Below are 22,182 nucleotides of genomic sequence, written 5' to 3'. Positions count from 1 at the left end.
CGGCCACAAGACGCCGCGCGACGCGATGCTCGACTGGTACCAGAAGAGCCCAGGACTCTTCCGTGCCGACCCACATAATCACCCGGGCCTTGACAAGTAGATCCTTCGTCGGCGCCGGGCATCGGCGCGACGGACGGTGCCGTAGGCGCCTCCTCAGGATGACATGGTCGGGGTGTGCTCCATCATCAGCCCCCAACAATCCATGTCATCCTGAAGGAGCGGGCGCTGAGCTTTCTGAGGCGCCAAAGCACGGCGCGACTGAAGGATCTGCCATCCGCCAAGCCAACTCTCAACCGAACACCAAAGCTCGCCAACACACAACGCGGGTGGAGGATCATCCTCCACCCGCGTTTGATCGTCAACCCGATCGCGATCCCTGAAGCTTTCTTTACGCCACGACAGGCACGGGAACGCGCAGGGTGGCGGCGACGGCCTCCGGCTCCAGCGGCTTGGCGAACAGGTAGCCCTGGCCGTACTCGCACCCCATCGCCCGCAGTGCCTCCAGCTGCGCCGGTTCCTCGATCCCCTCCGCCACCACCACCACGCCCAGGCTGCGCGCCAGCGCCACGATCGTCTGCACCACCGCCATCTCGCCCGACCGCTGCACGAACGAGCGGTCGATCTTGAGCCCGTCCAGCGGAAGCTGGTGCAGGTACGCGAGCGACGAATATCCCGTCCCGAAGTCGTCCAGGTAGATGGGAATCCCCAGCCCTCGCAGCCGCCCCAGCAGCCCCGCGGCCGCGGCCGGATCGCCCATCACCGTGCTTTCCGTCAGTTCCAGCTTCAGGCTGCCGGGGCGCAGGCCGTGGTCGCGCATGGCCCGCTCCACCTCGTCCACCAACTGCACATCCAGAAACTGCCGCGCCGACACGTTGACGGTGATGAAGCGCGGTCCGCCGTCCGGGTCCGCCGCCATCCACTCCGCCAGCTGCCGGCAGCCCTCGTGCAGCACCCAGCGCCCCAGCGGCACGATGAGCCCCGTGTCCTCCGCCACGCCGATGAACTCCAGCGGGCTCACCATCCCCCGAACCGGATGCCGCCAGCGGACGAGCACTTCCCATCCCGCCACGCGGTCCGCGGCAAGGTCCACGATGGGCTGGTACACGAGGCGGAACTCGCCCCGGCGAATGGCCTGCCGCAGGTCCGTTTCCAGCTGCAGCCGCGCCAGCGCCTGGTTGTGCATGGACTCGTTGAAGACCGCGTACCGCTCCTGGGCCGCGGCGCGCGCCCGGTACATGGCGGCGTCCGCGTTGCGCAGCAGGTTCTGTGGCTCGCCCGGCGCATCGGCGGAAAGCGCGATCCCGATGCTGGCCGAGGTGAACACCTCGTATCCGTCCAGGTCCACCGGAACGGCGAGCACGGCCTGCAGCTCCTCCGCGCGGCGCCCCGCCTCGGCCGCACTGCCCACGCCGTCCAGCAGCAGCACGAACTCCTTGCCGCCAAAGCGCGCCACCGTGTCGGCCGGGCGCACGCAGCCGCGCAGCCGCCCCGCCACCGCGCGCAGCAGCTCGTCGCCCACCAGGTGGCCGAGCGAGTCGGTGACCAGCTTGAAGCGGTCCAGGTCCAGAAAGTAGACGGCGAACGGGCGCGGCGTGCCGTCCGCCTCCACCCGCGCGGCGGCCTGGGCCAGGCGCGTGGCGAACAGGGTGCGGTTGGGAAGGTCCGTCAGCGCGTCGTGCAGCGCGTCGTGCCGCAGCCGCTGCTCCATTTCCTTGCGGCCGGTGATGTTTTCCACCATCGCCACGCAGAAGCTGGGACGCCCCGCGCCGTCTCGCACCACGGAGGTGGCCAGGTGCACCCAGATGGCGCTGCCGTCCTGCAGCTGGTAACGCATCTCCACCCGGTACGCGTTGCGCCGCCCGGCGGCCAGGTCGTGGAACAGGTTCAGGCTGGCGGCGTTCTCGCCGGGGTGGGTGAGCTTCCAGAAGTGCAGTCCGTGAAGCTCCCGCTCGCTCAGCCGCACCATGGCGCGGTAGGCGGTGTTGCTCTGCACGATGCGGCCGTCCATGTCCACCACCAGCACGCCGATGGCCGCGCCCTCGAACATGGCCCGGAAGCGCTCCTCGCTTTCGCGCAGCGCCGCCGCGGCGATGCGCGACGAGATCTCGGCCGCGGCGCCGGCGCCCAGCTCGCGCAGCAGCGCCATTTCCGGCTGCTGCCACGTGCGCCCCGCCTCGCCCACGGCCAGCGCGCCCAGCAGGGTGCCCGCGGAATCGCAGATGGGGGCGCAGAGTACGCCCACGGAGGCGTGCGGCTCCACCGTTTCCATGCAGCGCGCCGCCATGGGACGCAGGGCGGGGATGAGCGACGCGTCTCCGAACGGCCGCTCAGACACGCTCCCGTCCGCCTCGCGCGACAGCAGCAGCCCAGAGGGGGCGTGCAGCGTGCGGGCAGCGAGGCGCGGCCAGTCGCTCCGGTTGCGTAGCGCGCGATGGGGCACGGCGTTCCGGGGTCCGGGAGGGCGGCGCCCGCCCCGGTCGGGGCGCGGCGGGCCGGGAGAACGGATGTTTGCGGGTTGTACTACTCTTACCACAGTGGACGGAATCGCGCAATCCTCACGCCGCCGCAAACACAAGCGGGGCGGCCTGAGGGGCCGCCCCGCGAGGGGAGTCACATGCGAGGAAACGGCGCGGCGCCGGGGTCAGCGGCGCGGGCCGAAGCGCTGGGTGCGCTTGTCTTCCAGGCGGATGAACTGCAGGCAAACCAGGTACACCAGCAGCGTGATGAACAGAAACACGCCGATGTGCCAGAAAAGCGTTCCCCAGCCAGCCATATCTCCCTCGCGGATTGGTCGTCTTGATGGTTCCGGTCTCGTTGGCGCACAAGATATACCGCCCGCCCCGCGAATGCCAGCGGCGCGGCTCAGGTCGCCCTCACGCTGTCACGCCGGCCCGCGTGGCGCATCCGTCGATGTGCCTGGTGGAAACAGCTGCGTCTCATCATCCCGACGTGAACCGGCTTCCTCACCCGGCGTCGCCGTGGGCTCCGCGCTGGCAATCCGCGGATCGGCGCCGCTGGTCATCGCACCGCCGGCGGCATCGTCGTCCGTGGCGGATGCGGGATGATCGGCGGACCGCGCGTCTGCATCGGAGTTGCCATCCAGCGGACGATCGACAAGGATCGCCGTATCTGCTGTCGAGACCTGCGACGGGTCCGCGGGATGCACGCCCTCCGGCAGGTCGGGGAAGTCGGCGGGGTGCAGGGTGCAGAGGGCCTCGTCGGTGGGGGCCTCCACGGGGCCGATGCGGTTGGCGTGGCGGGCCAGCGCCTGCTCGAACGCGTTCCGCACCTCGCGGCCGTTGCCGAAGTTGGGACCGCGGTTCGCGAACAGGTGCCGCAGCCACGCCTTGGCGTGCGCCGCCGCCTCCGGTGACATCGTGTAGCCGTTGTCCTCGCACATCCGCTCCAGAATGGCGAAGAGTTCAGCGGGGACGTAGTCGTCGAAGTTCAGAAACCGGTTGAAGCGCGAGCGCAGCCCCGGATTGCTTTCCAGAAACTTCTCCATCGGCGCGGGATAGCCGGCCACGACCACGATGAGGTCGGCGCGGTTGTCCTCCATCAGCTTCACCAGCGCGTCCACCGCCTCGCGCCCGAAGTCCTGCCCGCTGTCGCTGCTGGCCAGCGCGTAGGCTTCGTCGATGAACAGCATGCCGCCCATCGCCGCCTGCACTTTTTCGGCGACGTTGATGGCCGTCTGCCCCACGTATCCCGCCACCAGCCCGGAGCGGTCCGTCTCCACCAGGTGCCCCCTGGAGAGCACGCCCAGCGCGCGGAAGATCTCCGCCAGCAGCCGCGCCACCGTCGTCTTGCCCGTCCCCGGGTTGCCGGTGAAGACCATGTGCAGCGTCATGGGCGGAACGCGCATGTTGCGCTCCTGCCTCATCCTGCGAACGCGCACCAGGTTGGCGAGCGTCGCCACCTCCTGCTTCACGCGGCCGAGTCCCACCAGCCGGTTCAGCCGCGCCATCAGTTCGTCCAGGTTCGCCGGGGGAGGCTGGACGGCCTCGGCGGAGGGCACGGGAGCGGCGGGCGAGGGCTGCGGGACCAGGAGTGTGCGGCCGGCCGCGTCGCCGGTGTCCATCGCCGGCATCTCGCCGGGCGCGCCGCCGTCCGCCAGTTCGGGGCGGGGCTGCTGCACGTTGGCCTCGGAGATGGCGGCTTCCAGGCTGGACACGTGCTCGGTCAGGAGCGCGACCTCCGCCGGAAGGTTGTGGCCGTCCGCGGCGATCAGATGCAGGCCCAGTTCGCGAAGACAGGCGGCGGCGTTGGCCGCGTTCACCGTGCCGCGCATCTGGTCTCCCGCCACGAGGACACGGAAGTAGTGCGGCACGCGCTTGAGCACGGCCTGCCCGTCGCCCTCGCCGCGGCCGAATGTGCGCACCATGTCGCGGAGCTGGGCGTTCTGCGCGCGCACGCCGCTGGCGAGCAGTTCCGCCAGGAACGCCGATTCCGGCCGACTGATGTCGCCATCCGCGCGGGCGATGGTGAACAGCACGTCCATCACGTGCTTCTGCACCTCGTTGGCGATGGACGATGGACGCGACCAGTCGCCGCGGCGCTCGGCGCGGCCTGCGAGGTCGTGGAGTTCGTCGTAGAGCTCGGCGGGGGTCATCGGGATGATGGGCGGGGTGGGGCAGGGCGGATCTGCGGAGACAACATCATCTCGCGTGGACGTGCGCGCCAGCCTGCAGGGCCGGGAACGGAGGGGCGACTGAAGTCGCGGCAGCAACGGCGCGAAGTCCGCCTGCGCGGACTGCGGGAGCAGGTATCCGTTGATTTCGGTGAGCACCGTGCGTCCGCCATCCAGGAGCGAATGAATTCGCCGCTGGACAAGCACGAAGTCCGCCTTCGCGGACTGCGGGGGAAAGTGCCGTCGTGAGCGCGACGTTGGCTTGTGGGAAAGTAGATCCTTCGTCGGCGCCAGAGTTCGGCGTGACAGAAGGGGCGTCCGGCGCCTCCTCAGGATGACATGTTGTTGCGGGGCTGACGGTTACCACACCCAGCCATGTCATCCTGAGGGAGCGTGCGCGGCGCCTTCCGCCACTCCGAACTCTGCGCGACCGAAGGATCTACCATCCGCCGAGCCAACTTCGCGATTCACTCCGGCGCTCGCCCCGGCACCTCCTCGAATCTGCCCGCGGACGGATCAAAGGGCGACGGTGATGCGGCCGTCGACGGCGACGCCGCCGGCGGGAAAGGCGAGCCAGGGGTTCACGTCCAGCTCGCGGATGGCATCGTGGTCGCCCACAAGCTGCGACAGGCGCTGGATCACTTCCTCCACCGCGCGCAGGTCCGAGGCGGGCTCGCCGCGGATGCCTTCCAGCAGCTTGATGCCACGGATGCCCCGCACCATTTCCGCCGCATCCACGTCCGTCACCGGCTGCACGCGGAACACCACGTCGCGCAGCGCCTCCACATAGATCCCGCCAAGCCCGAACATCAGCACGGGGCCGAACTGCGGGTCCTGCGTCATCCCCAGGATCGTTTCCTTGCCGCCGCTCATCATCCGCTGCACGAGGACGCCATCCACCGCGTCCGCGGGGAGCCCGGCGCGCTCCGGCACCTCCGTCGTCAGGCGATGGAAGGCGGCACGCAGCGCATCCTCATCCTCCACTCCGACCACCACGCCGCCCACGTCGCTTTTGTGGATGATGCGCGGCGACAGCACCTTCATCACCACCGGCCAGCCGATGGCCTGCGCCGCGGCCGCCGCTTCCTCTACGGTCCGCGCCACGCGATACGGCGCGACGGGGATGCCGTACGCCTCCAGCACGCGCATCACTTCCATCTCCGTCAGCTTCGCGCGTTCTTCCGCCCGCGCGCCGGCCAGGATGGCGGCAACCGATTCGCGGTCCACCTCGTATTCCGCCATCGCGCCGACGGGACGCTCCAGCCACTGCCGGTAGCGGTACAACGCGCCCAGCGCACGCGCGGCGGATTCCGGAAAGCGGTACGCGGGAATGCCGGCCGCGTTCAGCTCCGCCATCCCCTGCGGCAGCCCCTCGCGCCCCATCAGCACGGCGAGCACCGGCTTGTCCGTGCGCCCCGCGGCCACGGAGACGATGGCCTCGGCGACGTCTTCCTGGCGGATTCCGAGCGGAGGAACGAAGGTGGCGATCACCGCGTCCACGTTGGGATCCGCCAGCACCGCCTCCACCGCGATCCGGTAGCTCTGCGCGTTGGCGGACGCGATCATGTCCACGGGATTGGCGAACGACGCCTCTTCGGGGAAGTTCGCGGCGAGCAGGGCGCGCGTGTTTTCCGCCAGCTCCGTCACGTGCAGCCCCGCGGCCTCGCACGCATCGGCGATCAGGATTCCCGGGCCGCCCGCGTTGGTGACGATGGCCACGCGGTTACCGCGCGGCACCGGCTGGTGCGAGAACGCCATCGCCAGGTCGAACATCTCTTCCACGGTGTCCATCCGCAGCACGCCGCACTGGCGCAGGAGCGCGTCCGTGGCGGCATCCGTACCGGCCAGCGCGCCCGTGTGCGACGACGCGGCCCGGGCTCCCGCGCCGGAGCGGCCGGACTTCACGGCCAGGATCGGCTTGCGGCGGGTGATCTCGCGCGCCAACTGCGTGAAGCGGCGCGGGTTGCCGAAGTTCTCCAGGTACATGAGGATGACGCCCGTCCGCTCGTCATCGGCCCAGTACTGGATCAGGTCGTTGCCGCTGACGTCCGGCTTGTTACCCACCGAGATGAACTGGCTGATGCCGATGCCGTACTCCGCCGCGTAGTCGAGGATCGTCACCCCCATCGCCCCCGACTGGCTCATGAAGGCGACCGGGCCGGCGGGCGGCATGGTGGGGGCGAAGGTGGCGTTCATGGACCGGTCCGGCGCCGTGTTGAGCACGCCCATGCAGTTGGGCCCCACGAGCCGCATCCCGTGGCGCCGCACGATCTCCATCAGCTCCGCCTGCCGCTGCACGCCCGCGCCGCCCGTTTCCGCGAACCCCGCGCTGATCACGACGAGGCCCTTCACGCCCTTGCGGCCGCACGCCTCCGCCGCCGCCAGCACGTGCTGCTTGGGGACCACGAGCACGGCCATGTCCACCGGGTCCGGAATGGCCTCCACGGACGGGAACGCGCGGATGCTGTGCACCGCATCCGCCGTGGGATTCACGGGATAGACCGCGCCGTTGAAGCCGTAGCGGACGAGGTTTTCCAGGATCTTGTAGCCCAGCGTGTCGGGCTTGCGGCTCGCGCCCACGACGGCGATGGAGCGCGGGCGGAAGATGGCGTCGAGCAAGGGGAGTGCGTGAGTGCGGGGTGCGGAAGTACGAAAGGTACGAAAGTACGAGAGACGATTCGCTTGCGACCAAGGTACCGGGGCGGGGAAGCGCGTACAATGCGGAGATGCCGGACGCGCGTCAGGGGGATTCCCGTCGATGCACACACGTCTGTGCGGTGGAGGAGTGTGAGTCGCGGCCGCACGCCTCGCGAGAGCGAATGAATCCGCCGCTCAAACAGCGGGAACCCCCGACTCATGGCCGCTGCCGCGTCCATGATCGGGGCTTCAACTGCATGCGATTCGTTGGCAGTTGAAGCCCCGAACGGCGCGCCTATGGCGCCGTCTCGGGGGTTCCCGCTTCTGGAGCGGCGGATTCATTCGCTCCAGAGCGCTCGCGGACGGCTAGATGATTCGGGTCAACACCGAGGCCGAGGGGGCGTCTTCCGGCCGGAATGGTCTGGCGCTCGGCCCACGCACGCAGAACGCCCCGCGACGGATTATCGCGGGGCGCTCATGTTCTTGGAGCATCGATAACGTTGCGACAGATCGGTTTATGTCTGCCGCGCGTCCTCCGCGCCCGCGCGGAGGAGGGAGCCGTGCGTGAGCTCCCACGTGAGCGAGGGCGCGCGCGGCGTCCATCCCAGTTCCACCGTCGCACGAAGCGCGGAGATGGCGGGAATGGAAGTGATCAGCGCCGCGAGAGGACCCCACGCCTCGCGCGCCTCGTCCGCGCTGAGCGCAACCGTGCGCCCGCCGCCGCCCACCGCGTGGCTCATGGCGCCCGCCAACTCGCGGAACGTGTGCGACTGCCCTGCGAGGTTGTACACCGATCCCGCCGGCGCACGCTCCAGCGCCGCCGCGTACGCCGCCGCCAGGTCGTCTGCATGCACGGTGACGAAGGGTGCCGAACCGTCCCCCGGAACCGCGCCCGCGCCGGTCCGCTCGGCGTACTCCAACTGCAGCCGCGTGAACAATCCCGCGCCGCCCTGCCCATACACGTTCGCCGGGCGGATGACGACCGTCCGCACGCCGCGCTCCGCCGCCCGCACCGCCTGCTGCTCCAGCCGGACGCGCGCCTGCTGCTGCGGAATGGCGGCGTCCATGGGCGTATCCTCATCCACCACCGCCGCCTGCATGCCGGCGTACACGCCCAGGCCGCTGGTAAGGATGAGCGGCGCACCGCGTCCCTCCAACGCGCCCACCATCGCCTCCAGCGCGGCCTCGTCGTCCGCCGTCACGCCGCGCGCGCCGCCGACCGCCGCGTGCACCACGCCGTCCGCCGCCGCGACCGCGGAGACGAAGCTGGCGGGATCGGATACGTCGCCGCGATGCACGCGGAACCCGGCAGAACTCAGGCGCGCAGCGGACTCCTCCGATCGCGCCAGCGCCGTCACATCATGCCCCAGCCCCGCGAAGTGCGACGCGACCACGCCTCCGATGTATCCGGACGCGCCGGTGATGAAGATCTTCATGACGGTCAGCTCGCGGCGGCGGCGGTGTCGCGGCCAGCCTTGAGGGTGCGCGTCCACCAGACCAGTTCGTCCAGTATGCTGTCGATGTTGGGACGCAGATACTCCAGTTCCTCCACGCGCTTTTCGCCCTTCAGCGCGGCCATGAAGTCCGCGCCCTGGATGTGCACGCCAGTGCGCGTGGGCGCCATCTGCAGTTCCACCGCGATCAGCCGCAGGTGCTCCACGGCGCGCGTGGCGCCGGTGGGGCCGTATCCCACGCACGCCGCCGCCTTGCGGTTCCACTCGGGATACGCGTAGTCCAGCGCGTTCTTCAGCACGCCGGTGATGCTGCGGTTGTACTCGGGCGTGACGAAGATGTAGCCGTCGAACTGCGCCACCGTCTTCTGCCAGCGCACCGCCTCGGGGTTCTGCGTCGGCACCCACATGTTGGACGCAATCTCGTTGAAGAACGGCATGTCGAAGTCGCGAAGGTCCACCAGTTCAACTTCCATGTTCCCTCGCGCGGCGGCGATCTCCTGTATCCACCGGGTGGGCTTGTCGCCGAAGCGGGTGTCGCGGGTGCTTCCGGGAATGATGGCGATGCGGATGTCTGCGGCCATGAGTGACGCTCCGTGACTTCGTGACGATGAGTGGTTAGGTTACGAACAGTAACCGGCTGGACGTGAAGCTATGTCCACCTCGCCGCTCGTGGAAGAACGCACGGCTACGTGCCTCAGTTACCCGCAGGGAACCCATGGACTCCGAAGCGCTCACCGCGCCCGCCGTCACGCGGCGCGAAGACATCATCGCCTTCGTGGGCGACCACACTCCGGACCGCTGCGGCGGCGCCGAGATCCTGCGGCGCGTGGGCGACAAGTGGTCCGTGTACGTGATTCACGTGCTGGGCGCCGCCGGCACGCTGCGGTTCAGCGAATTGCTGCGCCGCATCCACGGATTGAGCCAGCGCATGCTCACGGTGACGCTGCGCGGCCTGGAGCGTGACGGCTTGGTCGTGCGCACCATGTATCCGGAGGTGCCGCCGCGCGTGGAGTATGCGCTTACGCCGCTGGGCTCCACGCTGCGCGGCGTGGTGGGTCCGCTGCTGGACTGGTCGCTCGCGCACCGCGAGGAGATCGAGGCCGCCCGCCTGCGCTACGACGGCGAAGAGGACGGCTGGGCAGGGGACAAGCCCGGCTGAGGCGGTCTCGGCGAGGGAGAGATGATCGTCCCCAGGGATGGAATGATGATCGTCGCCACACAGGAGCGGATTGGCGGGACGTCGAGGCGCGGTCCATGGTTGTCGCGGGCCGCGGGCTCTCGAAGAGCGAATGAATCCGCCGCTCAAACAGCGGTAAGCCCCGACTCACGGCCGCTGTCGCGTCCATGATCGGGGCTTCAACTGCATGGGATCGCACCTCGCAGTTGAAGCCCCGAACGGCGCGCCTATGGCGCCGGGTCGGGGGTTCCCGCTTCTGGAGCGGCGGATTCATCCGCTCTCGCGAGGCGCGCGTACGCGACCCACGCATCCACCGCTCCGATCCCCTGCCGTACGACCCGCGTAACGCGATCGGCGGGACGGCGAGGCGCGGCCCATGGTTGTCGCGGGCCGCCGGCTCTCCAAGAGCGAATGAATCCGCCGCTCCAACAGCGGTAAGCCCCGACTCACGGCCGCTATCGCGTCCATGATCGGGGCTTCAACTGCATGGGACTGCACCTCGCAGTTGAAGCCCCGAACGGCGCGCCTATGGCGCCGGGTCGGGGGTTCCCGCTCCTGGAGCGGCGGATTCATCCGCTCTCGCGAGGCGCGCGTACGCGACTGACTAATTCACCGCTCCGATCTCCTGCCGCGAACCCGCGTAACGCGACTGGCGGGATGACGAGGCGCGCCCGCGACCCACGCATCCACCGTTCCGATCCCCTGCCGTAGGACCCGCCTAACGCGATTGGCGGGATGGCGAGGCGCGGCCCCGACTCACGCATCACCGCACCCATCCACTGCCGCGCGACCCGCGTACGCGATGGGCGGGATAGCGAGGCGCGGTCCATGGTTGCCGCGGGCCGCCGCCCGTCTTGAGCGAGGCGTGCGGCCGCGACTCAGCCCTCCACCGCACCGAATCCACGGCCGCGGGATGGGTGGTGATCGGGACGCCGGATGGCCGGTTCGGGATCTCAGAACGCGCATGACATCCATCGCTTGATCGCGTTTCTCCTCAACATCTTGCAACGCTCCGCCTCGACGGCCGGCGCGGCGGATTGGGGATGATCTTCATCGACCAAACAGCCGCACGGCACTCGCTGCGGTGGGGCTGCTTGCGTACGGAGAGTGCCTGTTGTATCTTTCCATCCGGATCTACGGATGGAGAATGGATGAGCGTTGCAGCACCCGCGATCTTCGACCGCATGTCGGCCCTGGCCGACACCACACGCAGCCGGCTGCTCCTGGTTCTGGAGCGGCACGAGCTGACCGTGGGCGAGATGTGCCAGGTGCTGCAGCTTCCCCAGTCCACCGTAAGCCGCCACCTGAAGCTGCTGGGCGACGAGGGCTGGGTGAGCGCGCGGGCAGAAGGCACCAGCCGCCGCTACCGCATGCCGCTGGACCGGCTGGAAGCGGACGCGCGGCAGCTGTGGACGCTGGTTCGCCCAGGCGTGGCCGGCCTCCCGTCCGCCGTGCAGGACGCGGAACGGCTGCGCAGCGTGCTGGCCGAGCGGGCCACGCGGTCGCGCGAGTTCTTCAGCAGCGCCGCGGGCGAGTGGGACCGTCTCCGGGCCGACCTTTTCGGACGCCGCGCGGACCTGGTCGGACTGCTCGGCCTGCTGGACGAGGAATGGACCGTGGGCGACCTGGGGTGCGGAACAGGGCAGGTGGCGGCGACCCTCGCGCCTTTCGTCCACCGCGTGGTGGCCGTGGACAGCTCGCCCGCCATGCTGGACGCCGCCCGCGCCCGCCTGGCGCCGCTGGCCAACGTGGAGGTGCGCGCCGGCGAGCTGGAGTCGCTGCCTGTGGATGACGGCGCGCTGGACGCCGCCGTGGCGTTCCTGGTGCTGCACTACGTCGCCGAGCCGGCGCAGGCCGTGGCCGAGGCGGCGCGGGCGCTGCGCCCCGGCGGCCGGCTGCTGGTGATGGACATGATGCCGCACGACCGCGAGGAGTACCGCCAGGCCATGGGACACCTGTGGCAGGGCTTTGCGGAGGAGCAGATGGGCGGATGGATGACGGACGCGGGACTGTCCGCCGTACGCTACCTTCCGCTCCCGCCGGACCCCAGCGCCCGCGGGCCGCGCCTGTTCTGCGCCAGCGCCCGCCGCCTGGACCGATGACGGAGATTGCGGTTGAACCTGATCCACCGATTCTGATCGCCCGAAAAGCAGTCCCGGAGCGGCGCAATCCGCCCCGTACAACGCAGTGACGCTGATCCCGTAGTTCCTATTCCCGATTCCCTATTCCCTATTCCCTGAGGTTTTACGTGAGCATCGCCGAACTGACCAGCCCCTTTATCGCCGCCCGCGAAGCCGGCCGCGAGCCCTTCAAGGTCGCCGACATCTCCCTGGCCGACTTCGGCCGCAAGGAGATCCGCCTGGCCGAGCACGAAATGCCGGGCCTGATGGCGCTGCGCGCCGAGTACGCCGGCAAGAACCCGCTGGCCGGCGCCAAGATCATGGGCTCGCTGCACATGACCGTGCAGACCGCGGTGCTCATCGAGACGCTGGTGGAGCTGGGCGCCGACGTGCGCTGGGTGAGCTGCAACATCTTCAGCACCCAGGACCATGCGGCCGCCGCGGTGGTCGTGGGCAAGGAAGGCACCGAGCAGGAGCCCGCCGGCGTGCCCGTCTATGCCTGGAAGGGCGAGACGCTGGAAGAGTACTGGTGGTGCACGGAGCAGGCGCTGCTGTGGCCCGACGGCACCGGCCCCAACCTGCTGCTGGATGACGGCGGCGACGCCACCCTGCTCGTCCACAAGGGCGTGGAGTACGAGAAGACGGGCGTGATCCCGGCGTTCGACGAGGAGAACGATCCCGAAGAGTGGGGCGTGATCCTGGAGACGCTGCGCCGCACCATCGGCGCGGACCCGCAGGGGTGGACCCGCATCGCGGCCGAGCTGCGCGGCGTGTCGGAAGAGACGACGACCGGCGTGCACCGCCTGTACGAGATGATGAACGCGGGAACGCTGCTGTTCCCGGCGATCAACGTGAACGACAGCGTCACCAAGTCCAAGTTCGACAACCTGTACGGCTGCCGCCACTCGCTGACGGACGGCATTCTGCGCGCGAGCGACGTGATGCTGGCCGGCAAGGTGGCCGTGGTATGCGGCTACGGCGACGTGGGCAAGGGGTGCGCGCAGGCCTTCAAGGGCCAGGGCGCCCGCGTGATCGTCACGGAGATCGATCCCATCTGCGCGCTGCAGGCGGCGATGGAAGGCTACCAGGTGACCACGCTGGATGCGGTGCTGGAGACGGCCGACATCTTCATCACGGCCACCGGCAACAAGGATATCATCACCGTTGACGACATGGCCCGCATGAAGGACAAGGCCATCGTGGGCAACATCGGCCACTTCGACAACGAGATCGACATGGCCGGGCTCAAGAAGGCCGGCATCGAGCGGATCAACATCAAGCCGCAGTACGACGAGTTCGTGTTCCCCGACGGGCACAGCGTGATGCTGCTGGCGGAAGGCCGCCTGCTGAACCTGGGCTGCGCCACGGGCCACCCCTCGTTCGTGATGAGCGCCAGCTTCACCAACCAAGTGATGGCGCAGATCGAGCTGCACACCAACAACGACAGCTACGAAAAGAAGGTGTACGTCCTTCCCAAGAAGCTGGACGAAAAGGTGGCGCGCCTGCACCTGGACAAGCTGGGCGTGAAGCTGACCCAGCTGTCGCCCAAGCAGGCCGACTACATCGGCGTGCCGCTGGAAGGGCCGTACAAGCCGGAGCACTACCGGTACTAAGCACGGAAGTGCGTGAGTGCGGGGTGCTGGGTGCGTGAGTGCTGGGACTGAAGTGCCCAGTGCTCAGGGCCCGGTGCCCGACTGACGGATCGCCGGGGCGGGGCGGGGGAGAGATCCCTCGCCCCGCTTCTCGTTCCGGAACTTGGGACTTTCCGCTGCCGGAAGGCCGGCCTCCCAGCGCTCACTCCGGGGCGGGCTCGGAGCGGGCGCGCACTTCTTCGGAGGTCAGGCCGTACAGCGGAGGCGTGGCGACGCCGCGCAGGGCCAGCATCAGGTACAACTGGCCGCGGTGGTGCGCCTCGTGCTCGACGTGGGCGCGCAGCCACTTCCACACGGCCATCCGCGCGCCGGCCGGCGTGGACACTTTTTCCTGCAGCGCGTCCGCGTCCAGCGCGGCGAAGATGGCGCGCGATTCGTCGTGCAGGCGGTCGTAGTAGTGCAGCACGGCGGGAAGCCCGCTCGCCCGCTCGGGACCGTGGCCGGGATAGCGGCTGGGGCGGCCCTGCACGTTCTCGGCGAACATCCACCGCTCCAGCCCGGCCAGGTGGCGCACCAGCCCGCCGAAGGTGAACCACCCGGGCGCGGGCGACCACTCCACGTCGTCCGGCGGAATCAGCGCGACCACGCGCCGCGTCCGCTGGTGCACGCGTTCCAGGTGGTCCAGCAGCGTCGTCACGGAATCCATGTCCATCGTCGGCACCTATCAGAGGTAGCGGAGCCGGAGCGCCGTCCGCGCGGCGGATAGATGAGAGCCGGCGGATGGAGCCCGGAACGTCGGAACGGCTACACGTTCGGCGAAGGCTGGGTTGACTGTCAAATCAACATCCGCTTGCGCGCGGACAAACCGAACGGCGCCGGCGCGGCCACGTCACGTCACGCCCGCCCGTTCTCGCGCGGAAAGCAGATCCTTCGTCGGCGCCCAGTTTCCCCGCGCCTGCAAGTGCCTCCGGCGCCTCCTCGGGATGACATTTTCCGAGTTCTCGCAACGGATTCCCGCACAAATCCATGTCATCCTGAGGGAGCGTGCGCCGGGCTCTCCGCCGCGCCGGACCCTGCGCGACCGAAGGATCTACCTTCCGCCCGGTCCAATTCCGCGCCACGCACGACGACGCGCGCCCCGGCGGCAGAACCCTTCCGCGCGATGGAGTCCGCCATAACAAAGGAATGTTCCGGCGCGTTTCTCCCCCGCAGTTCCCCCGCGTGCCCCTCCGTCAGAACCTCCGCGTCCTCCGCGTGAAACCCGGATTGCTTCCGAACGCAGCAAAGGCCGCCGATCACACGGATCGACGGCCCTTGCTCCAGCGGAACGGAAGTGAGCGGCGAACTACTTCGCGGCGCGCTTGTCCAGCGTGGTGCGCACCATCTCCAGCAGCGCCCACGGGGTGAACGGCTTCTGCAGAAACAGCGCTTCGGACGTCAGCACGCCCCGCCGCAGCACCTCGTCGTCCGTGTACCCGGACATGAAGATCACCGGCACCCCGGTCAGCACCTCCTCCAGCCGCGTGGCCGCCGCCTGGCCGCTCATGTTGGGCATCACCACGTCCATCAGTACCAGTTGAATGCGGTCGCCCTCGCGCTCGGCCGTCTCAATCGCCTCCACTCCGTCGCGGCACTCCACCACGGTGTAGCCGAAGCGCGTCAGCGACCGGCGCGCCACCATCCGCACCGCGTCCTCGTCCTCCACCAGCAGGATCGTCTCGTCCCCGCCCGCCACCGGCCGGTCCGCCACCGCGCGCGACGTCACGGGCCGCGCCACCGTCGGCAGGTAGATCTTGAAGACGCTCCCCACGCCCACCTCGGAATACACCCACACGTATCCGCCGCTCTGCCGCACGATGCCGTACACGGTGGACAGGCCCAGCCCCGTGCCGCGCCCCACCTCCTTGGTGGTGAAGAAGGGCTCGAACACACGGCTCATCACGTCCTGCGTCATCCCGCTTCCCGTGTCGCTCACCGCGAGCATGGCGTAGCACCCGGCGGGAATGCGCGACCCGTCCCACGCGCGCTGCGATCCATCGAACTCCACCTCCGCCGTCTCGATGGAGATGCGCCCGCCGGCGGGAATGGCGTCGCGCGCGTTCACGGCCAGGTTCATCAGCACCTGCTCCAGCTGGCCCGGGTCCGCCTCCACGTTCCCCACCTGGCCCGTGGTCTGAAAGTGCAGGTCCACGTCCTCGCCCAGCAGACGCTTGAGCATGGGGATCATCCCCGAAACCAGCGAGCTGACTTCCAGGCTCTGCGGCTTCAGAATCTGCCGCCGGCTGAAGGCCAGAAGCTGCCGGGTGAGCCCCGCCGCGCGCTCCGCCGCCTCGGCGATCTGCCCCAGGTCCTGCCGCCGCGGATCGTCCGGCGCCGTGTCGTCCAGCAGCAGGCTCACGTTGCCGCCGATGACGGTGAGCACGTTGTTGAAGTCGTGCGCCACCCCGCCGGCCAGCATTCCCACCGCTTCCATCTTCTGCGACTGCCGCAGCTGCTCCTCAAGGCTGCGCTGCTCGGTGAGGTCGGTGCTCACCCCCACCACGCCGATGGTTCGCCCGGCCGAATCCAGCACCGGGGAACGCATGCTGACGACCGTAAGCCGCCGCCCGTCGCGCCGGGTGATGGTGAGCTCGCCGGACCAGCTTTCGCCGCGGTTGAGCGCCGTGGCCGACTCCGCGTCGGCCTGCACGATGGTTTCGCCGAACACCTCGCGCCGGGTAAGGCCCAGCACCTCTTCCGCCCGCCAGCCGTACAGCTGCTCGGCGTAGGGATTCCACGAGGTGATGACGTCGTCCAGATCGGTGGCGATGACGGCCTGCTGCACCGTGTCCAGCAGCAGCGCCTGCAGGCGGACGGCGTCCTCCACCCGCTCGCGCTCGCTCAGGTCCAGCATGGAGCCGATCATGCGCACCGCGCGCCCGTCCTCGTCGCGCAGCAGGTAGGCGCGGTCCAGAATGCGCACGTAGCCGCCGTCCGCGCGCAGAAAGCGGTACTCGTCGCTCCAGGTAAGGTCCGGGCCGGAGATCACCACTGCCAGACGCGCTTCCACCCGCTCGCGGTCTTCCGGGTGAATGTGCTGCTTCCACCACACCAGCGACTCGGTGTGCGCGCCCAGCGGATGCCGCAGCACCGCCGTGAGCGACTCGTTCCACACCAGCCTGCCGGTGGCGATGTCCCAGTCCCAGATGACATCGTTGGTGGCGCGAAAGAGCAGGCGATAGCGTTCTTCGCTGGCCTGCAGCGCGCGCGCGGCGGCCGTCTCGTCGGTGACGTCGGCGGCGATCACCACGCCGGCGATGATTTCGCCCCGCGCGTCCAGCACGGGCGCGGCGCTCAGCCGGGCCGTGCCCCGCATGCCGTCCGCGCGCACCACCTCGTACATCTCGTCCACCACGACGCGGCCGGTGCGCAGCGCCCGCGCCAGCGGCCACTCGTCGGCCCTGACGCGGCGGCCGTCGAGGTGGTAGCCCTCCCACTCCCCGTACTCATCCGACGAGCGCGACGACATGAAGCCGTGGCGCCAGATCTCGTCCACCTTCTTGTTGCCCAGAATCAGCCGCCCCGACGGCGCCTCGGCGATGATGACGCCCACGGGGAGCTGCTGCAACACCGCGTTCAGCAGGCTGCGCTCCTCCGCCAGCCGCTCGGTGAAGAGCGCGGCTTCCTGGTCGCGCAGCCGCCTGCGGGTGACGTCGCGAAAGTAGACGGCGATTCCCTCTCCGCTGGGGTACGCGTTGACCTCGAACCACGCGTCCAGGGGAGGGAAGTACGTCTCGAACGTCCTCGGCTCTCCGGTGGCCACCACGGCATGGAATTCGTGTTCAAACACTGATCCCACGGTGCCGGGAAACTCGTCCCACACGCTGCGCCCCACCAGTTCCGCGCGGCTGCGCTTGAGCAGCGGCTCCGTCTGCGGGTTCAGGTATTGAAAGCGCCACTCGGCGTCCAGCGTGTAGAAGGCGTCGGTCACGCTTTCCAGGATGCGCACGGCGCGGTCGCGCTCGGCCTCGGCCAGCGCGTGCGCCACGTGCTCGGCCGTGGCGTCCTCGTGCGCCACCACGGCGTGCCGCTGCCCGCCCGTCAGCAGCGGGGTGACGCGCATCTTGAACCAGAGCCGCCCGTCCGGGCCGTCGCAGGGGTACTCCAGGGAAAAGAAGTCCTCCGCCCCCGAAAGCACCGCGCGGATCCCCTCCGCCGAGCGCGCCGCCGTCACCCCGTCCTCGCCGCGGACGCGGGCGCAGATCTCCATGTAGTTGTCGCCCAGCCCCGTGCAGTCCGACGCGCCCGCCTCGGCAAAGCGCCGCCACGCCGCGTTCACCGCCACGATGGTGCCGTGCGGGTCCACCACGGCCAGGTGCGCGGAAAGCGCGTCGATGCTGGCCTGCAGAAAGGAGCGCGACTCGCGCACCTCGTCCTCGGCCGAGCGGCGCGCCGTCGTTTCGCGGGCGATGACCAGCACCGAGTCCAGGCCGCCGTCCGCGCGGAACTCGGGGTGCAGGCGGCAGGCGTACGCCCGCACCGCGCCGCCCTGGCTGCGCAGCATGAACTCCTCCTCGGCCGGCTGCTCGCCGTGCGCCGCCCGCTCCACGGCCTCCTGCCAGGCGTCCAGCCCGGTCCACGGGGTGTCCGCGTCGCGCAGCGTGCCGCCCAGCAGCCGCTCCGCGGGGCACACCAGCAGCGTCTCCATGGCGGGGTTGGCGTACACGACGCGGCCGTCCGGGCCAAAGCGGCTGATGGGGTCCGGCGACTGCTCCACCAGGGCGCGGAACTCCTGCTCCTGCCGCAGCAGCGCGTGGTGCGCCGCGGGGAGCAGAAAGGCGCCGGAAGACGCGGGGACCAGCGCGTCCAGCTCGCCCCCCGAAAGCTCTTCGATTTCCGCCTGCAGCGCGGCAAAGTGGCGGACCAGCTCTTCTAGGCGGGCGCCCCGGTCTTCAGGAGCGAGCATGAGGTTGGTCATGGGGAAGGATCGTGGCGAGGACGCGTGCGGTGTCGGACAGATTGCCGAGCACGCGGACGTGAGGATGGTCCACCAGCAGCAGGGTGGGGGTTACCAGGATGCGGTCGTGCACGGCGCGTACGCCGTCCGTCACCACATCCACCACCTCGATCTCGTACGGGCCGGACAGGTGCTCGCCGGCGATCACGCGCAGATTGCGGATGGCGGAAAGAGAGTTGGGCGCGTTTCCGCTGATGTACAGGCGCAGGCGCAGGGGCGCGGCGGCCCCGGAAGAGTCGTGCATGGGCGCGGCCTGCGTCATGGCCGCGGCGCGGCGTCCGCGTCCTGCCCGGGCTGAGCGCCGCGGCGCCGCAGGATGCCGTTCATCACCTTCTCGCGCTCGTCGGCCGCGGCCAGGGCGGCGGCTTCGGCGGCTTCGCGCTGGGCGCGCACGCCGGCCAGCTCGCGCTCCATGCTGGCCATGCGCAGCCGCAGCTCGGCCTCGGTGCGGTCCAGCTCCAGCCGGCGCTCCTCCGCGTCCGTGGCGGCCTGGGCGGCCAGGCGGCGCTCCTCGTCCTCCTTTTCCCACCGCGCGGTGCCCATGAGCACGTCGCCGCCGGCGCTGTACACGTCCGCCAGGGTGATGCCTCCGCGGGTGAGGATCATCTCGCGCACCTGGTTGCTGTGCGCCATTCCGCGCGACTTCACCACCGTGAGCGCGCGGTTGCGCTCGCCGCCGCGCACGTGGTACGAGAGGTGGAACCAGGTGTCGGCGATGGTGGACACCTGCAGCGAGCTCTGCTCGGCCAGCGGGTCGCTCCCTTCCTGCAGGCTGGTGCACAGGACGGTGATCCCCTGCGACTTGGCGAAGTCCAGCAGGCGAAGGCTGCCGTCCACCGCGGCCACTTCGCCGCCGGACTTGGCCAGCGCGCTGAGCGGGTCCACGATCAGGGCCGATGGACGAAAGGCCAGCAGCCGCTTCTTGATCTCGATCAGGTGCTCTTCCACCCCGCGCGCCTCGGAACGCAGCGACCAGATGTCCAGCAGTCCCTCATCCACCCAGCGCCCCAGGTTCATCCCCACCGAGCTCAGGTTGCGGACAATCTGTTCGGCCGGCTCGTCAAAGGAAAGAAAGAGAACCCGCTCGCCCCGCGCGCAGGTGGCGTCGGCGAAGCTGGAGGAGAGGGTGGTCTTGGCCACGCCCGGCGCGCCGGTGAGCAGAATGCTGCTGCCCCGGAAGTATCCGCCGTCCAGCATCTCGTCCAGCGCGGGAACGCCGCTGCTGACGCGCTCGCTGGACACGGGGTGAACCAGGTCCGCGCGGCCGTAGGTGGCCACCTCCATCCCGTCGCCGGTGATGACGACGGGAAACTCGTTTTCCGAAAAGCCCGATCCGCGGTACTTGACCACGCGGATGCCGCGCACGCTCACCCGCTCGCGCAGGGTGTGCTGCAGCAGGATCACGCAGTCCGCCATGAAGGGAAGGTAGCCGTACTGCGGCGAGGCCAGCGGGTCCGGGCCCTCGGCCTTGGCGGTCAGAATGCAGGTGAGGTCGCGCTCGGCCAGCCACTCGAACAGGCGAAACAGCTCGCGCCGCGCGGCGGCCGGGCCTTCCAGCAGCGCCAGCAGCACGTCGATGCCGTCGAACACCACGCGCTTCGCGCCGATCTGCTTCACCTGGTCGGCCACCTGCGCCAGCACGCCGCCCAGGTCGAAGTCGCCGGAAATGGTGTGCGTGGGAGAAACGTACGCGTCCACGAACAGCAACTGCTCCTGCTCCAGCTCCTTGAGGTTCCATCCAAAGGAGTCGGCGTTTTCGCGGATGCGGCGGGTGTCCTCCTCGAACGCCACGAACACGCCGGGCTCGCCGCGGGCGGCGGCGTTCACCAGCGTCTGCAGCGAAAAGACGGTCTTTCCCGCGCCGGCGCTACCCAGCACCACGGTAATGCGCGCGCTGGGCAGACCGCCGCCGGTGAGTTCGTCGAAGCCGGAAATTCCGGTGGGGCTCTTGCGCGCGGTGTGGGCGGATTCGGTCATCAGGGTGCCGGACGGGGGGCGGCGCGGGGGACGCGCCAGCAGCAATCGGGGGACGGCCGTTGATTGTCGACGATGAATATAGTCTATAACGCTACGAATGTGTACGGGCCTTTGATGACGAAATACGAAAGGTGGCAGGCGGGAAAGGAGTGGGGCAGGTGAGGGATGACGGATGGCCCGCGTCCGCCGTCACACCCGGACGCCGCTCGCGCGCTCCAGGCTGGGGGCCCGGGTGGCGCGAACGGGCGATCTGCGCTAAATTTTCCATGTGCCCCAGAACCAAGGCTGGTTCCGCGGGTACCAGTACCGTCCCCAATCGCCGCGTCCGCGGCGGGAGACGGGGAACCGCGCGGCGAGTTTGCCGCCGGTTCCGTGCGGTCCCACCGGCCCGGAGTTTCGGGCCGCACACTGAGGACTGCTGGCGAGGCGCCCTTACCCGCGAGGGTGGCGCCGCGGACCGCGCGCCGGCAACACAACCCGTACGATGGAAGATCGAGAACGTCTGCAGTGGCTCGTGGCCCAGGCTCGTCGTGGTGTCGGCACTCCGCGCGCGACCGTCTGGGAAATCACTCTTCTTCACGCCGTCCCCCTGCTTGCCGCGTGCGCGCTGGCGCTGGTGCTGGGACGCCCCGAAATCGCCGCCGCCACGCTTGGCCTCGCGGTGATCACGCTGGGAGTGGTACGCACCGCGGTGCGTCCGCGGCGGATGGTGATGGCACCCGCCCGGCTGAGGGCGCGCTATTGAAGATGATCCGGAGCCACTGAGAGCGCGGAAGCGTACGCCGCTTCACACGCGCCGGGCGACGGAAAGGAACAGGTACCGCAAAGGCGGGCTCCCCATGGGGAGCCCGCCTTTCTCGTTTTCCGGATCGCGGCGCCGCCCCGCGCGGAGGGACGGAGCGGAACGGAGCGCATCGGGATGAAACTGTCTGATTCCGAGAACGGCGCCCGCGGGCCCGCAGTGCGCGCGGACGGCTGAATCCGCCGCCGCTGCTGCACAAACCGGCATGGCCGCTTGTGATCTGGTGGTTGCGAAACGCATCCGATGTCACCCATTGTGGCGGGAATCGTTACCCGAGAGTCGCGACTGAAGTGTGGGGCGCGCGCGGCGGGGAGCGCATGATGTGGCCCGGCAACCGCCGGAGCCCGGCCGGGCGGCGGCGTCCGGCCACCAATACCACTCCTTTTCGGAGCACCACCATGCGCAAGCTGAAGCTGAGTGTCGAAGAACTCGAAGTCACCTCGTTCACTGTCCGTGACGCGATGGAAAGCCGCGGCACCGTGGATGGACACCTTCGCAAGGTTGAAACGGTGAACGACCCCACCTGCGACGCCGCCTGGGCCACCTGCAACGGCGAATACACCTGCGCCTTTGCCACCTGTGGCGGCACCTGTTACGCCTCGTGCGACGGAATCTGCGGTTCGGGCAACACCACCTGCGCCGTCTGCCTGCTGGACTGAGCCGGTCGCGGGATGAACATCCGCCCCGCCGAAGACGTTCTTCGGCGGGGCGGTCCGCGTTTGGGGATTGGAGAAACTTTGCGAGGGCTCCGGAGAATCTGCTGCGTTCGGAGAGGCCCCCTCCCCCCAGCCCCCTCC

General features: G+C 69.5%; 15 protein-coding genes. 5 read left to right on the top strand and 10 right to left on the bottom strand.

Annotated elements, in window-relative coordinates; genetic code table 11:
- Positions 1 to 388: 388 nt before the first annotated feature.
- The 6 genes from HNQ61_RS22535 to HNQ61_RS22515 form a co-directional block, all read right to left on the bottom strand.
- Positions 389 to 2,440, bottom strand: coding sequence for an EAL domain-containing protein (locus HNQ61_RS22535; protein WP_170037164.1), 2,052 nt, complete (start codon positions 2,438 to 2,440; stop codon positions 389 to 391).
- A gap of 201 nt (positions 2,441 to 2,641) precedes the next feature.
- Positions 2,642 to 2,773, bottom strand: a complete 132-nt coding sequence (locus HNQ61_RS29320; RefSeq protein WP_276510281.1) for a hypothetical protein — start codon at positions 2,771 to 2,773, stop codon at positions 2,642 to 2,644.
- Positions 2,774 to 2,881: 108 nt separating this feature from the next.
- On the bottom strand, positions 2,882 to 4,612 hold the full coding sequence (locus HNQ61_RS22530; protein WP_170037161.1) for an AAA family ATPase: 1,731 nt from the start codon (positions 4,610 to 4,612) through the stop codon (positions 2,882 to 2,884).
- A 534-nt stretch (positions 4,613 to 5,146) separates the two neighbouring features.
- Positions 5,147 to 7,249 (bottom strand): acetate--CoA ligase family protein, encoded by a 2,103-nt coding sequence (locus tag HNQ61_RS22525; protein WP_170037158.1) that lies wholly within the window; start codon positions 7,247 to 7,249, stop codon positions 5,147 to 5,149.
- Positions 7,250 to 7,782: 533 nt separating this feature from the next.
- The gene (locus HNQ61_RS22520; protein ID WP_170037155.1) at positions 7,783 to 8,703 is read right to left on the bottom strand and encodes an NAD-dependent epimerase/dehydratase family protein; all 921 of its coding nucleotides are present in this window, start codon (positions 8,701 to 8,703) and stop codon (positions 7,783 to 7,785) included.
- A gap of 5 nt (positions 8,704 to 8,708) precedes the next feature.
- Entirely contained in the window at positions 8,709 to 9,302 is a 594-nt protein-coding gene (locus tag HNQ61_RS22515) for an NADPH-dependent FMN reductase (RefSeq protein ID WP_170037152.1), read from the bottom strand.
- A gap of 134 nt (positions 9,303 to 9,436) precedes the next feature.
- Between HNQ61_RS22515 and HNQ61_RS22510 the strand changes: the two genes are divergently transcribed.
- From HNQ61_RS22510 to ahcY, 3 genes are all read left to right on the top strand, one after another.
- Entirely contained in the window at positions 9,437 to 9,880 is a 444-nt protein-coding gene (locus HNQ61_RS22510; RefSeq protein ID WP_170037150.1) for a winged helix-turn-helix transcriptional regulator, read from the top strand.
- Positions 9,881 to 11,049: 1,169 nt separating this feature from the next.
- On the top strand, positions 11,050 to 12,000 hold the full coding sequence (locus HNQ61_RS22505; protein ID WP_170037148.1) for an ArsR/SmtB family transcription factor: 951 nt from the start codon (positions 11,050 to 11,052) through the stop codon (positions 11,998 to 12,000).
- Positions 12,001 to 12,152: 152 nt separating this feature from the next.
- On the top strand, positions 12,153 to 13,631 hold the full coding sequence (gene ahcY / locus HNQ61_RS22500; protein WP_420816137.1) for an adenosylhomocysteinase: 1,479 nt from the start codon (positions 12,153 to 12,155) through the stop codon (positions 13,629 to 13,631).
- 181 nt (positions 13,632 to 13,812) lie between these two features.
- Here ahcY and HNQ61_RS22495 read toward each other — a convergent pair whose 3' ends face one another.
- From HNQ61_RS22495 to kaiC, 4 genes are all read right to left on the bottom strand, one after another.
- The gene (locus tag HNQ61_RS22495; protein ID WP_170037146.1) at positions 13,813 to 14,322 is read right to left on the bottom strand and encodes a DinB family protein; all 510 of its coding nucleotides are present in this window, start codon (positions 14,320 to 14,322) and stop codon (positions 13,813 to 13,815) included.
- A gap of 633 nt (positions 14,323 to 14,955) precedes the next feature.
- The gene (locus HNQ61_RS22490; RefSeq protein ID WP_170037144.1) at positions 14,956 to 18,567 is read right to left on the bottom strand and encodes a PAS domain-containing protein; all 3,612 of its coding nucleotides are present in this window, start codon (positions 18,565 to 18,567) and stop codon (positions 14,956 to 14,958) included.
- Positions 18,542 to 18,850, bottom strand: a complete 309-nt coding sequence (locus HNQ61_RS22485; protein WP_170037142.1) for a circadian clock KaiB family protein — start codon at positions 18,848 to 18,850, stop codon at positions 18,542 to 18,544. The genes HNQ61_RS22490 and HNQ61_RS22485 overlap by 26 nt, the downstream gene beginning before the upstream one ends.
- 14 nt (positions 18,851 to 18,864) lie before the next feature.
- Positions 18,865 to 20,583 carry a circadian clock protein KaiC gene (kaiC, locus tag HNQ61_RS22480; protein ID WP_170037140.1) on the bottom strand — a complete coding sequence of 573 codons (1,719 nt, stop codon included), beginning with the start codon at positions 20,581 to 20,583 and terminating at the stop codon, positions 18,865 to 18,867.
- Between the two features lie 484 nt (positions 20,584 to 21,067).
- Here kaiC and HNQ61_RS22475 point away from each other — a divergent pair, with 484 nt between their 5' ends.
- Positions 21,068 to 21,328 (top strand): hypothetical protein, encoded by a 261-nt coding sequence (locus HNQ61_RS22475; RefSeq protein ID WP_170037138.1) that lies wholly within the window; start codon positions 21,068 to 21,070, stop codon positions 21,326 to 21,328.
- Between the two features lie 455 nt (positions 21,329 to 21,783).
- Positions 21,784 to 22,044, top strand: a complete 261-nt coding sequence (locus HNQ61_RS22470; RefSeq protein WP_170037136.1) for a hypothetical protein — start codon at positions 21,784 to 21,786, stop codon at positions 22,042 to 22,044.
- Positions 22,045 to 22,182: the final 138 nt, after the last annotated feature.

Source organism: Longimicrobium terrae, assembly GCF_014202995.1.
GTDB lineage: Bacteria > Gemmatimonadota > Gemmatimonadetes > Longimicrobiales > Longimicrobiaceae > Longimicrobium > Longimicrobium terrae.
The sequence above is the reverse complement of the archived record's forward strand: the minus strand, read 5'-3'. Positions and strand labels throughout refer to the sequence as shown.

Coding starts and splice junctions, on each gene's coding strand:
- HNQ61_RS22485 (WP_170037142.1), bottom strand. CDS start 18,850: ATGCACGACTCTTCCGGGGCCGCCGCGCCCCTGCGCCTGCGCCTGTAC.
- HNQ61_RS22475 (WP_170037138.1), top strand. CDS start 21,068: ATGGAAGATCGAGAACGTCTGCAGTGGCTCGTGGCCCAGGCTCGTCGT.
- HNQ61_RS22530 (WP_170037161.1), bottom strand. CDS start 4,612: ATGACCCCCGCCGAGCTCTACGACGAACTCCACGACCTCGCAGGCCGC.
- HNQ61_RS22490 (WP_170037144.1), bottom strand. CDS start 18,567: ATGACCAACCTCATGCTCGCTCCTGAAGACCGGGGCGCCCGCCTAGAA.
- HNQ61_RS22495 (WP_170037146.1), bottom strand. CDS start 14,322: ATGGACATGGATTCCGTGACGACGCTGCTGGACCACCTGGAACGCGTG.
- HNQ61_RS22515 (WP_170037152.1), bottom strand. CDS start 9,302: ATGGCCGCAGACATCCGCATCGCCATCATTCCCGGAAGCACCCGCGAC.
- HNQ61_RS22505 (WP_170037148.1), top strand. CDS start 11,050: ATGAGCGTTGCAGCACCCGCGATCTTCGACCGCATGTCGGCCCTGGCC.
- HNQ61_RS22470 (WP_170037136.1), top strand. CDS start 21,784: ATGCGCAAGCTGAAGCTGAGTGTCGAAGAACTCGAAGTCACCTCGTTC.
- HNQ61_RS22510 (WP_170037150.1), top strand. CDS start 9,437: ATGGACTCCGAAGCGCTCACCGCGCCCGCCGTCACGCGGCGCGAAGAC.
- HNQ61_RS22520 (WP_170037155.1), bottom strand. CDS start 8,703: ATGAAGATCTTCATCACCGGCGCGTCCGGATACATCGGAGGCGTGGTC.
- HNQ61_RS29320 (WP_276510281.1), bottom strand. CDS start 2,773: ATGGCTGGCTGGGGAACGCTTTTCTGGCACATCGGCGTGTTTCTGTTC.
- kaiC (WP_170037140.1), bottom strand. CDS start 20,583: ATGACCGAATCCGCCCACACCGCGCGCAAGAGCCCCACCGGAATTTCC.